Here is a 12,127-nt window from a genome sequence, read left to right as displayed (position 1 = left end):
TGGGCTGCAATACCGACCGCCTGTTTCCCCGAGAGGGCCCTGCACACAAAAGGCAGGGCTTCTTCTTCGCTGCGTCGAAGGAGAAGACCCTGCCTGTTGTGGAATGTGGTCAGTCAGATGGTTCGAACCGCGATGTCGGCTGAGAGGTCGCTGTCATAGGACAGCACCGCAACTGCGGGGGCGGTGCGGGTCTTTTTCTGGTTCCCTTCGGCCAGGTGTGAGGCAAGGTGTTCGCGGGCTTCGGATGTCTGGACCCAGGTGATGCGCAGCGGTTGGTTGTTCATCATCGTGGGGCTCATCTTCGTCAATTCGTAGATCGCGGCCAACGTGTCGGCTGGGACCGGTTTGGAGGAGAAGCTATTGGCGGTCCGCGCTTCGAGGAAGAGCCGTTGGGTGCTGTCGGAGTCTATGGCGATATGGTCGTCGGCCGTGGCCGCGGTTGTCGTGGGGTTCATGGTGTTCCTTTGGTTTTCGGGTGTGGGAGTGGTTGATCCCGCGGGGTGTGACGACCACTTCTGCCGGGTCTAACCCCGGCGGAGTTGAACGACGGCAGGCGGGCGAGGCCCCCGGCGACGGAGTCGGCAGTAAACATCACGGCGCGATCCGGGCGGACAACCGCGGCAGCGATCCGATGTCGGACGAGCCACTGGTGGAGCTCAGATCCGGGTTCGGGGACGACGGGCGACGCGCCCTTGTACAGGATCTGTTCGCGCTCCCCGGCAGTGATCGCGAGAGCCAGCAGCGCGAATCCGTTTCCGGCGACGTCATCGAATCGGTTGCCCTCCGGGGTGACCGAGGTGCGGGCGTTGGGGCAGAGACGTCCGACGGCGGAAGTGCGGGCGAGCGCCGACAGCCGAGAGCCGAGGGGTATCGCTGTCCATGACTGTGCGGGAAGGCCTGCCACGAGGTGCAGGCCCGGTGCGAGGAACCTCCGCAGGGCCGTACCGACGCGACCACCCGCGGTCATGGTAAGGCCGAACAGCTTTGCAACGGTGATGGTTCTTCTCGCGTGCCGCTTGCGCTCGGTCTGGTAGCTGGCCAGCGTAGTTGCTGGAAGGTCGCCGGCGAGCACACCGGCGAGCTTCCAGGCCAGGTTCATCGCATCTCGGAGTCCCGCCCCCATGCCCTGACCGATGAAGGGAGGACTCAGGTGAGCGGCGTCGCCGAGGAGAAAGACCCGACGGTCGCGCCACTCGTTGGCGACCTGGGCGCGGAAGGTGTAATCGGCGACCCGGATCACGCGCAGTTCGTCCAATGGGACGTCGCCGGTCCACGGTCGGATCAGCGAATGAAGCGCATCGATCGTCGCAAAGTCGGCGGCAGTTTCGTCAGGCAGGAGTCGGAACTCCCAGCGGTAGCGGACCTCTCCGACGCGCATGTAGGTACCGGCGCGGTGGGAGTCGCAGAGCTGGTGGATGCCTTCCCAGTGGTTCAGTTGCGCCGACGTGTCGACATCGACAACCAGCCAGCGCTGTTCGAAGCCCAGGTCCTCCATCTCCGCGCCGATGACGCCCCTCACCATGCTGCTGGCGCCGTCGCAGCCGAGGACGTGGCTGGCGCGGACTGACTCGCGTGCCCCTGTGGCACGATCCGTGAAGTCCACCTGCACTGCCGCGTTGCCTTGGGCCACGCGGAGAACCTCGACATTTGCGCGCAGGGTCACCGTAGGCATGACCCGGAGGTTGTTGCGCAGGAGCTGCTCGAGGTCCGGCTGGTCAAACATGTTCGCTTGGGGATAACCGTGGGCGCCGCCGTCGGCCGCTCGCTGGAACTCCGCGAGCACCCGGTGGTCGGGTGCGAGCAAACGTAGCCCGTGTGCAGGGCGGCTGAGCCCCGCGAATTGCGTCCCCACGCCTAGGCGGTGGAGGATGCGGTAGACCTCGTCGTCGAGATGCACCGCCCGTGGCAGGGGGTAGACGCCCTCCCGGCGTTCCAGGACGAGGCATTCGACGCCGTAGTGGCCGAGCAGGGTGGCGACAGCCAGCCCGGACGGGCCGGCGCCGACGACTACCACCGGCGCCGCGCCGTCGTTGTGGGCGCTCATACTATTGCCGCCGTAGCGAGCATGGTGAAGCATCCAGCCAGCGCCATCGTGAGGACGACGCTCATCGTTCCGCCTTCCGTGCGGGCCGCTGCGTGATCCGCCATCGGACGCCGTATTCGTCCAGGGCGCACTTGACGGCCGCATGCGATGCCTCGTCAGCACTCACGGTGACGACGATCGTGCCGTCCTCAATCTCGGTCTCCACGGCGTGGACGGCGGCCGTCTCCCGCAGGGCCTCACCCAGCGCCACCTTGGCGGCATCCGCCCGGAGCGCGAGCTTGTAGAGTTTGCCGACGGCAGTGACCGGAAGCTGGTCGACGATTGTGACCAACTTCGGCGAGGACGCCCGTTCCCCGACCCGGGCATCCGCCCAGCGGATCAGGTCCTCGGTCCTGGTGGTTGCGCCCGCGGCCAAGGCTACGTAGGCGACAGGTACCTCTCCCGCATACCGGTCGGGTCTGCCGACCGCCGCTGCGCCGGTCACGTCCGGGTGGGTGAGGAGGGCGTCCTCGATGATTGCGGGGTCGATGTTGTGGCCGCCTCGGATGATCAGGTCTTTGGCGCGACCGGTGAGCTGGACGATTCCGTCCTCATCGACCTGTCCGAGGTCGCCGGTGTCGAGCCAGCCGTCCCGCAGTTTGCCGAGGCCGTCGAGCGAGAGGCCGTCGGGGCCCCTGCCGGTGACATAGCCGGGGAAGACCGTTGGGCCCTTGATTACCAGCTGCCCTCTTGTGCCCGGTCCGACATCGCGCCAGTGTCCAGCGTCGTCGACGTGCACCGCCTTGATCTCCTGGTAGGGCAGTCGGCAGCCGAGCGAACCTCCGGTGGCGCCCGGGAAGCTCCGTACGCTTACGCATGTGGCTTCCGTCAGGCCGTAGCCTTCAATGAGGGCGACGCCGGTGGCTGTCTCGAAGCCAGCACGCACGGCCGCGGGCAGGGGACTGGCTCCGACCATTGCGTGGCGCAGGCTGCTGATGTCGGCATTGACTTCAGTGGCTGCGAGCGTGGCGTAGACGGTAGGGACGGCGCTCATGGCTGTAAGCCGGTGGTGCTCGACCAGCTTCCAGAAGACGCGGTAGAGGGCCGGGTCGCGGTAGCCCAGCGGTCCGGACCACACGACCGTCTGTCCCTTGAAAAGGGGAGCGAGAACGGTCACCACGAGGGCATTGACGTGGAACAACGGCAGTGCGGCAAAGTACACGGCGTCCTCGCCGGGGAGGTCGTTGGCTGCGAGCATCCAGGCGTCGGCGACCTCGTTGGCTTGGGTGTGTGCCGCGAGCTTCGGGGTGCCGGTCGTGCCGCCGGTGTGGAAGAGTGCCGCGAGATCGCCTGGTCCGGGCAGGACACCGTGGAACTGTTCGGACGACGCGTTTGCTGCCCGATGTCTCAGGTAGTCCACGCTTGCGGATCCGACTCTCGAGGCCGGGGCGGCGGATGCCTGCCCGGTTGGTGACATGAGGAGCACATGGTCCAGCAGGCCCGTCTTCGCGAGGCTGAAAGCGGCCTCGGTGACGACGGGATCGAGATCGGGCCCGGCCGCCACCAGCACACGCGCGCCCGAGCGCTGGAGCAGCTCGGCGATGTGGTTCTGGGCCAAGCCGGGGTTGATCGGGACGGCGATTCCGGCAGCCTGGGCGGCCAGGGTTGCGGGGATGAGCTCCTGGCAGTTGGGCGAGAGCAAGGCCACGGTGTCGTGGCGGCCGACCCCGATTTCTGCCAGCAGGTTCGCCATCCGGTTCACATCGGCGAGAAGCTCAGCGAAGGTCAGCTTGACGGTTTCCTGCCAGCGTTCGGTGTTGGCAAGTACTGCCGCCGCCGTCCGATCCGGCCACAGCCGGGCGGCCCGGCACAGCAGCTCGTATGTCGATGCCGGAAGTCCGCGTTCGGAGAGGGGGGTCCTCTCGATGTCGACAATGTCATCTGGGCTCGAGTACCGCGGCCAGAGAGTCATGCCGTTCACCGGGCGTCCCTCACTGTCGTGCGCTGGCGCCCCAGGTCGATCTTCCCGTCGTCGGTGCTGACGGCGATCTCAACGACGTCACCGCTCTTGAGGTACTTCCGCTGGCGGCCCTGGGCCTTGAAGAACAGGCGCCATTTAGTGGCTGGGGGCAGCAGGTTGCTGATGATCTCGACTGGCTTCGCTGGTGCGCTCAGTGCCGTGCCTACGGGAGTGCCAGTCAGGATCAGGTCGCCGGGGGAGAGGTGCTGGAAGCGGGTGAGAGCCCCCAACGCCTGGACAGGGAGGTAGATCATGTCGGCTACCGTCATGTCCTGGCGGATCTCGCCGTTCACCCACAGCCGCAACCGCAGCTCAGCAAAGCGGTTCCAGTCCTCGGCGTCGAAGAGCACGAGCGTCGGTCCGGTGGGCGTGAAGCTCGGGTAGGACTTGGACTCGTAAAATTGGGTCTTCGGGAGTTGCAGGTCGCGGGCGGAAATGTCGTTGGTGATGACGAGCCCAGCGACGTGGTCGGCGATTGTCTCATTTGTGATGACGGAGCCGACCGGGGTCTCTTGGCCCATCACCAGTCCGATCTCGGCCTCGTAGTCGAGGAACCGCACGTGCGAAGGCCGGACGACGTCGTCATGGGGCCCGCTGATCGAGCCCGAAGACTTGCGGAAGAATGTCAGTGGGATCTTCTTAGGATCCAGGCCGGCGTCGCTCACGTGTGAGGCGAAGTTCGTCATCTGGGCCACCACGCGGCACGGCACTGTGACCGGCGAGATGAGGTCGAGGTTTTCCACTGGCACAGTTTCGCCGCTGCCGATCGCGGCGTGGATGGCCGTCCGATCGGCGATCAGCTCGCCGGTGGTGGTCGCAGGAGTGGCGATACGGGCGGCGCCGGTGGGCGTGTGGACCCACCAATCGTCGACGGTACGCAGGATGGAGACGGTCATGAGGTGGCTACTTTCATCAGGCCGCGCAGGCGCGTGAAGTCGAACTCGTTGTCGTTGCGGAGCGCGGAGAGCATCGAGGCCAGCTCACGCAGAGACTCTCGGCCAGGGGCCATGCCGAGGAAGTCCTTGGTCGCCGGAGGACCCCACTGGGCGAGATTGGAGGCGGACATTTGTGCCCAACCGGGCTCGAGGGTGCAGTCGAACATGTCCCCATCAGTGAAGTGCTCGACGAGGAAGCCGTTGGGATCCCGCCAGTAGTCGAAGATTTGGCTGCCTTGGATGTGGCGGCCGATCCCCCACGAACGGTGGTACCCCAGGTCGTTCAGCAGTTCACCGCCGGCGGCCAGGGCATCGATGTCAGCGACCTGGTATGCCGAGTGCACGTAGCGATTCGTCGGTCCCAGCGTCATCGCGATGGTGTGATGATCGGTTGGTGTCGAACCCCGGTCGCAGCGGATGAAACTCATTGTCGGACCGCGTTGGCGCTGGCCCGGGTAGTAGAGGAAATCACTGACGATCAGGCCGAGGTGCTCGAGGTACCAGTCGAGCGTTTCACGGTACTTAGTGCTCTGCAGCACGACGTGACCGAGGCGCTGGACCGTCGCTGGTTGACGCGGTGGCCGCTGGGTCTGGTTGGCCCGCGCCAGCTCGTGGCCGACGTTGAACGTGAGAGGTGTCTGGGCCGGCAGTGACGGGAGTTTGTGCGTGTCTGCGACGACGCGGATCGCAGCGCCGCTCGGATCCACGAGGTCGACCCCGATGCCACCAATCGTCTCCGGTAGTTTTTTCGAGGTCGCGCCCGTTGCGTCTGCCAGGCGAAGGACGTCCGAGGCCGCGGCCGCTGTGAATGCGGCACCCAGGTATTGCGATCTCGGTCCGCGCCGTACGATCACGCACGGCGCCCCGGTGTCGGTGCCTCGAAGGTGCAGCTCGTCAGGGGTGCGCAGGCTTGTGGCGAAGCCGAAGGCGTGCGCGAAGGTCTCTGCGGCGAGCAGGTCTGGCTTTTGAAACTCCAGCCAGGCGATGTCATGCACCTTGATGATCGGGTTTGCCGCCCGTCCGCGGTGCTCGCCGCGCAGCGCCCCGTGCTCGCTGTGCAGGTCGCTGTGGATCCCAGCGTGGTCATGGTGGTCATTCATGGATGGTCCTCACTTTCTGAATAAATGCTCTGTTATGAAGATATCGTCAGTCAAGACTAGTTGAAGATTTCTTCAGTAGTGTCGGTGCGCTGGTAGGATGGCGATGTCCGGATGACTTCAAGGAGCCAGCGATGACCCAAGCCCCAGCCCCGTCTCCGGAACCCACCCGGTCGCATCGACGCAAGGCGCAGACTCGCGCCGCACTGGTCCGCGCAGCACAGGCCTTCCTGGCTCAAGGGCAGACCAACACGCCGGTGCTGGAGATCACTCAGGCCGCGGATGTTGGGATCGGTTCCTTCTACAACCACTTTGCGTCGAAAGACGAGCTGTTCGAGGCGGCGGTGGAACACGTCATGGATCTCCTTGGCGCTGTCCTCGACGAACTCACGACCGACGTCGATGACCCCGCCATTGCGTTTGCGACCAGCTTCAGGTTGACCGGTCGCTTCCACCGCCGTGAACCTCAGCTCAGCAAGGTGATCCTGCACAGCGCCCTCGACCTCCTTGGCGCGACGAAAGGACTGACACCGCGTGTCCGGCGTGACATCGAGGCCGGCGTCGAGTCCGGTCGGTTCACGATGACGGACGTCGACGTCGCCGTGGTGTGCGCCGTCGGCGCGGCAACCTTTCTTGGACAGCTCATCCATGCCGAACCGGACCGCGACGACGCCGAGGCGACGGATCGGGCGGCCGAGGCGCTGCTGCGGATGCTGGGTGTACCTCCCAGCGAAGCGCGTGCGATATCTCGCAGTCCACTCCCCGAACTCCATACTGCCGGGCTGCGCGGTGCCGTCGACGAGGTGCCGGCGAACGGAGAGGCTGCCCGCTGAATTGCCCGACCTCGGGATGGCGACGGAGAGCGGCCGTCGCCAGACCATTCGTGCTCCGGAGCCGCGGGTGTTCTCCGGGTTTCGAGTCCAGCGACAGGGCATCACGGCTTTGTTCAACAGTTTCAAATGTTGTTCCGCTGAAAGTGCATCGGTTGAAGTCGATTCGACCGCGACGGCTGCCGTTTTCGTCAACATTGAATCTGATGCTGCCGCCATGAAACAGGGAGTCCTGGAAGCTAAGATTGCCCATGTGAACTTCTGTTCAGGTGTCAGGGCATCAAGATAAGTCGGATCGGGTCGCCGATCTTGTTCGCCAGCCGGTTCACCGCGTCGGCGGCCTCGGCGAGCGGGAAGTGGTCGGTGATCGAGGGGGCGAGGTCTAGACGGCCAACCTCAGCCAGTCGGACCAGCTCGCTGACGGACTCCGGGGTGCCGCCGTAGTGGCCGCGCACCTGCTTTCCGAGGTAGTTGAAGGTCAGGCCCTCGGTGATGGTGAGAGGCCTGGGGCTGATGCCGACGAGGATGAGGGCGCCGTTGAGGCCGAGTACGGAAGCGGCCTGCTCTCGGACGGCGGGCACGCCGGCGCAGTCGAAGGCGAAGTCCAGGCCTCGTCCGCCTGTGGCTGTGCGGATCTGGTCGGCGAAGTCGTCGGCGGCAGGGTCCAGGGCGAAGTCCGCACCGAAGGCCAGGGCACGCTCGCGGGCGCTGGGCAGCGGGTCGACGGCAATGACCGGCGCGGCGCCCGCCATGCGGGCGACGCGCACGTTGTGGGCGCCGACTCCGCCGACGCCCCAGATGCCGACGGACTGTGCGGGACGCACCCCGGCGGTGGCAACGACGGCGGCGTAGGGGGTGGAAACCGCGTCCGGGATGATCGCTGCCTGATCGAAGGGGAGGTTGTCGGGGATGGGGATGAGCGTGTCCTCGCGGGCGACGGTGTACTGGGCCCAGCCGCCGTCGTAATCAATGCCGGCGGTGAGCATCTGGGTGCAGGGGCGGTGGCGCACGCAGCCCGCGCACTGGCCGCAGGTCTTGCCCGCCTCAAGGGTAACGCGGGTGCCTACGGTCAGGCCGCGCTTGAGATCAGGGCCGAGGGTGTGGATCACACCGGCAACCTCGTGGCCGACGGTGACCGCGTCGGAGGTGGCGAACATCGGGACGAGGGAACCGTCGAGCAGGTGGACGTCCGACAGGCAGACACCTGCGGCCTTCACCTCGATCAGGATTTCACCGGGGCCCGGAACGGGGATGGGAACCTCCTCCACGGCGAACTTCTTGGTGTCCAGGTGGAAGCGTCCGGCGAGCATGGTGGGCATGGTGATCTGCTTTCTCTGAGGCGCATTTTCTGGCCCTTTGGGCCGATGACTGCCGTGTGGTTGTGGTGTTTCGCAATTGGGTGGTGGCCGGGAGGGTGCGGCATAGGATCCGCCGCACCCTTCCGGCGTCTGGGGGATCAGGCGACGGTGTGGGCACCGCTGCGGTTTTCAGTCAGGTGCGGTCTCGCAGTACCAGCCGGCCCACGGCGCATGGGTCAGCTCGCAAGCCCGCCGGTGCTCAAGGTGAGCGGGTGAAAGTTGCGGTGGCGGTAGTGTCGTTGCATCGGTTTTGCCGGTGGCTCTCAGGATGCCTCTTTGAGGGGCGGCCGTGGCCTGGGTTTCCGTCGCCATGGTGACTCCTTTGTTGACGTGAGTGTGGTCGTGTGTTTAGCCGGTGAGTGGTGGCCGAAGGGAACGGTGCGTCGGGACCGCCGCACCCTTCCGCGTCTGAGGGATCAGGCGAAGACGTCCTGCTGGTAGCGCCCATCGGCCTCGAGCTGGGCGAGCCACTGCTGGGCGGCGTCCTCGCTGCCGGTCCGCTCGCGGTGGATCGCGACGAGGGCCTGGCGCACGGCGGGCGCCATTCGGCGGCCGTCGCCGCAGACATAGATGTACGCGCCGTCTTCGATGGCCTGCCACACCGTGTCGGCGGCGTTGGCGATGGCATTCTGCACGAACCGGGCCGGGTGGCCCGTCACCGCGGAGTAGGCGGTGTGCACCTCGGCGATCCCGGCCTGCTCCCAGTCCTGCATCTCCTGCCGGTAGAAGTAGTCGTGCTCCGGGTGGCGGCAACCGACGAAGACCTGCGACAGACCCACTTCGGTGCCGTTCTCGTGCTGCGACGCGCGTTCCTCAAGGAAGCCGCGCAGTGGCGCGATGCCGGTGCCGGGACCGATGAGGATCAGCGGCGTGGCAGGGTCGGCCGGCGGGGCGAAGGTCGGGGAGGGCACGCGCACGTAGCCGTAGAAGACGTCCCCGGGCTCAAGGCCACCGATGTAGGAGGAGCAGGTGCCCCGGTACTGGCCGTCACCGGACAGGGCCGGGCCTTCCAGCAGGCCCACGGTCAGGCGGACGTGGCGGGGGTTGGCCAGCGGGGCGGAGGAAATGGAGTAGAACCGCGGACGGATCGGGCCCATCATGTCCAGGAAGACCGCCAGCGGCAGCTCGACCGCCCGGAAGCGCTCCAGCAGGCCCAGCACGGAGACGCGCTTGCCCAGGATCTCAGTCTTATAGCGCTCCTCGGCTTCGGCGGTGTCGGCCGTGTAGGCCTGCAACTGCGGCCGGGTCCACGGGCACTGGGTGTGTTCGGCAAGCAGCTGCATCTGAGAGCGGGTGGCCACGTCCTGCAGCTCCAGGAAGTCGGTGAGCAGCAGGCCTGCAGTCACAGGGGTGCCCACCGGGAGATGGGTGCGGCCGCCGGCGGGCTGCTCCAGGCGCAGGACCTGATCGCGGTCGATGCCGAGCCGCGCGAGTGCGCGGTTCACCAGGGCCGGCTCGTTCTTGGCGAAGACGGCCAGGTGGTTGCCGGTCTCGTAGGTGACACCCTCCGGCAGCCCGATCGTGATGGATTTCGCCGACGGGCGCGGCGGCTCGAGGCTGAAGTCCCACAGGCCGGTCGCGTCGGCCACGAGTTCCTCGTTGGCCACCACAGTGAGGGGGTAGGCCTGCTCGGAGACGATCGCGGGGCGCACGTCCGCCTCGGTGAGCAGCTGCACCTGGAAGCGCGGGCTGTTCGCCTGGGAGGTGTCGGCGGCGTACTGCTCGGCCAGGGTGCTCCACAGGATTTCCATCCAGCGGGTGGCCATGCCGTCGAAGTCACCGGCGGCATCCGCGGCGCCGCGCTCGATAACGGGGGTGGCGCCGGCGGCCAGCAGGCCTGCCTCGATCCGCTTGGGGAAGCCCTGGTAGGTGGCCACCCACTGGGTGTTGCCGGCCCCCAGCAGCGCGAACCGCACGTCCGACAGCGAACCCGCCGGGAGCCCGGCAGCGAGCAGGTCGTCGAAACGCTGCGCGTTGTCCGGGGCCTTGCCGTTGTAGCTGGAGGCCACCACCACAAGCAGGCCCTCGGTGGGCAGGTTGTCGACCAGCTCGTCCAGACCGACAAGCGTGGTGCCGAAACCGGAGCGCTCACTGCGGTCGGCGATGGTGCGGGCCAAGTCCTCGCACGAGCCGAGGCTGGAGCCGTAGGCCACGGTCAAGTTCACCCCGACACCGCTGACCGCGGCCGGCGCCTGCGTGTCGCCGGTCTGCAGGTCCACCGCGCCGAACACGGTGCGCTCGTGCTCCTGACGGGACCGCACTTTCAGTTCGAATCCGCCGGGCTTGCGCGTCAGCGCCTCCTTGACGTCCATCCTGTAGTCGTTGGTGTCGGCGAACTTGAACTTCTGCAGTACCAGCGCGAGGGCGAGACGGGCCTCGGTGAGCGCGAACTGCCGGCCGATACACGCACGCACTCCGTTGCCGAACGGCTTGTAGGCGTGCGGGTGATGGTTGACTCGGTTCTCCGGCAGCCACCGGTTGATGTCGAACTCCTCCGGCCGGTCCCACGCCTTGGGGTGGGTGTGCAGCGGGCCCTCGAGGATATTGACCCGCGCTCCCTTCGTCAGCTCGTAGCAGCCGCCGATGACGGTGTCCTCCAGAGGGGACTTGCCGATCATCGGGATGGGAGCCCACAGGCGCAGGGTCTCCTCGAGGATGCGCGGGATCACGTCCATCTGCATGATCGTGTCGTAGTCCGGAACCGTGTCGCCCGGCAGTAGTCGGTCCACCTCGGCGTAGGCCTGGGCCAGCACGTTTGGGTTGCGCATCAGCGAGTACGTGGCAAACGCCAGCAGGCCACTGGTGGTCTCGTGACCGGCGATCAGGAACGTCACCACCTGGTCACGGACGTTTTCGTCCTCCAGCCCCCTGCCGGACTCCGGGTCGGTAGCCTCCAGCATCAGGCCCAGGAGGTCATCCTCAGCGGCGCCCTTCCCTTCGCGGCGCTCCTTGATCACACTCTCCACCAGGTCCCGCATCAGCTGGATGTTCGCGCGGTACTTCTTGTCATCGGCCTTGCGCAATTTGGTCATCATCGGCAGCTCCTGCGTGCGCCGGAGCGATTCAACCAGCGCCTCCAGCAGCGCGTTGAGGAAGGGGTGCAGATCCTCCTTGGCGAATGAGTCGAACCGGTAACCGAATCCCGACAGGGCTATGGTGTCCAGAGTTAGCCGGGTGTAGTCGTCGGTGATGTTGACCGACTGGCCCTCGCTGCGCTCCCACTTGCCCACCAGGTTCTGGGCGATCTCCAGCATCTGCCCGTAGTAGCCCTTCATGGCACGCTGGCTGAAGGCCGGGAGAAGGACTCGATGAGCCATGCCCCATTCCTCCTCGTGCTGGTGGGCCGTGAACAGCCCGGCGCCAGTGAAGTCCCGGACATGGGCCAGCGGCGTCTTGTCGATCTGCTTGAAGAACCGCGTCTCGTCGCAGACCTCGGCTACAAGGTCCGGATCCCAGACGAAGATCTGCTCAATGTCGGCGATCTTCATGCCGTAGAGCCCCTCGGGGAACTGCTTGGACAGTTCGCCGAAGTACTCCACCGGATTGGTGCTGGGGATCTGCGGCGTGTGGCCTAAGAGCGGAACCCCGCGCGGAGACGGGATCGGTCGCAGGTCGTTCTCGGACTGTGTGGTCATGGGTTGCTCCTTTGTACAGGGCGGGGATGGGCTATTGCGCCGGCGCCGTGGAGATGCGTCGCGGAAACATACGATGTATGGAAGCTCAACCATACAGCGTATGGATGGATGATCGCAACCCTGAATTTGGACTGCGGTAATTCCGGCGGGCTGCCGGGGTTATTTCCATACGCTGTACGAATTTGATAGTGTCCCCGTATGGAAAAGACGAAAAGTTCCCCGCGGGGGA

The 12,127-nt window shown here is 66.1% G+C and carries 8 protein-coding genes; 1 reads left to right on the top strand and 7 read right to left on the bottom strand.

The features are described from left to right. Positions 1 to 113 precede the first annotated feature (113 nt). The 5 genes from B5X90_RS02395 to B5X90_RS02375 form a co-directional block, all read right to left on the bottom strand. Positions 114 to 455, bottom strand: coding sequence for a nitroreductase family protein (locus tag B5X90_RS02395; RefSeq protein ID WP_256860016.1), 342 nt, complete (start codon positions 453 to 455; stop codon positions 114 to 116). Beyond that, entirely contained in the window at positions 452 to 2,044 is a 1,593-nt protein-coding gene (locus B5X90_RS02390) for a bifunctional 3-(3-hydroxy-phenyl)propionate/3-hydroxycinnamic acid hydroxylase MhpA (RefSeq protein WP_256860015.1), read from the bottom strand. Before B5X90_RS02390 ends, B5X90_RS02395 begins: the two co-directional genes overlap by 4 nt. A gap of 61 nt (positions 2,045 to 2,105) precedes the next feature. Continuing rightward, positions 2,106 to 3,995, bottom strand: coding sequence for an acyl-CoA synthetase (locus tag B5X90_RS02385; RefSeq protein WP_079550003.1), 1,890 nt, complete (start codon positions 3,993 to 3,995; stop codon positions 2,106 to 2,108). A 5-nt stretch (positions 3,996 to 4,000) separates the two neighbouring features. Beyond that, the gene (locus B5X90_RS02380) at positions 4,001 to 4,939 is read right to left on the bottom strand and encodes a fumarylacetoacetate hydrolase family protein (protein WP_079549885.1); all 939 of its coding nucleotides are present in this window, start codon (positions 4,937 to 4,939) and stop codon (positions 4,001 to 4,003) included. Beyond that, positions 4,936 to 6,078, bottom strand: a complete 1,143-nt coding sequence (locus B5X90_RS02375; protein ID WP_079549884.1) for a VOC family protein — start codon at positions 6,076 to 6,078, stop codon at positions 4,936 to 4,938. The genes B5X90_RS02380 and B5X90_RS02375 overlap by 4 nt, the downstream gene beginning before the upstream one ends. A gap of 131 nt (positions 6,079 to 6,209) precedes the next feature. Between B5X90_RS02375 and B5X90_RS02370 the strand changes: the two genes are divergently transcribed. After that, the gene (locus tag B5X90_RS02370) at positions 6,210 to 6,908 is read left to right on the top strand and encodes a TetR/AcrR family transcriptional regulator (protein ID WP_079549883.1); all 699 of its coding nucleotides are present in this window, start codon (positions 6,210 to 6,212) and stop codon (positions 6,906 to 6,908) included. Positions 6,909 to 7,177: 269 nt separating this feature from the next. Here B5X90_RS02370 and B5X90_RS02365 read toward each other — a convergent pair whose 3' ends face one another. Together B5X90_RS02365 and B5X90_RS02360 are read right to left on the bottom strand one after the other, a co-directional pair. Further along, entirely contained in the window at positions 7,178 to 8,224 is a 1,047-nt protein-coding gene (locus B5X90_RS02365; protein ID WP_079549882.1) for a zinc-binding dehydrogenase, read from the bottom strand. A 455-nt stretch (positions 8,225 to 8,679) separates the two neighbouring features. Further along, positions 8,680 to 11,898, bottom strand: coding sequence for a bifunctional cytochrome P450/NADPH--P450 reductase (locus tag B5X90_RS02360; protein ID WP_079549881.1), 3,219 nt, complete (start codon positions 11,896 to 11,898; stop codon positions 8,680 to 8,682). Positions 11,899 to 12,127: the final 229 nt, after the last annotated feature.

The organism is Arthrobacter sp. 49Tsu3.1M3 (genome assembly GCF_900168135.1).
Taxonomy (GTDB): Bacteria; Actinomycetota; Actinomycetes; order Actinomycetales; family Micrococcaceae; genus Arthrobacter.
This window is presented reverse-complemented; position numbering and strand designations above follow the sequence as displayed.

Bases quoted from the DNA above. Each gene is read 5' to 3' on its own strand.
- B5X90_RS02360 (WP_079549881.1), bottom strand. From the start codon at position 11,898: ATGACCACACAGTCCGAGAACGACCTGCGACCGATCCCGTCTCCGCGC.
- B5X90_RS02385 (WP_079550003.1), bottom strand. From the start codon at position 3,995: ATGACTCTCTGGCCGCGGTACTCGAGCCCAGATGACATTGTCGACATC.
- B5X90_RS02370 (WP_079549883.1), top strand. From the start codon at position 6,210: ATGACCCAAGCCCCAGCCCCGTCTCCGGAACCCACCCGGTCGCATCGA.
- B5X90_RS02375 (WP_079549884.1), bottom strand. From the start codon at position 6,078: ATGAATGACCACCATGACCACGCTGGGATCCACAGCGACCTGCACAGC.
- B5X90_RS02365 (WP_079549882.1), bottom strand. From the start codon at position 8,224: ATGCCCACCATGCTCGCCGGACGCTTCCACCTGGACACCAAGAAGTTC.
- B5X90_RS02395 (WP_256860016.1), bottom strand. From the start codon at position 455: ATGAACCCCACGACAACCGCGGCCACGGCCGACGACCATATCGCCATA.
- B5X90_RS02390 (WP_256860015.1), bottom strand. From the start codon at position 2,044: ATGAGCGCCCACAACGACGGCGCGGCGCCGGTGGTAGTCGTCGGCGCC.
- B5X90_RS02380 (WP_079549885.1), bottom strand. From the start codon at position 4,939: ATGACCGTCTCCATCCTGCGTACCGTCGACGATTGGTGGGTCCACACG.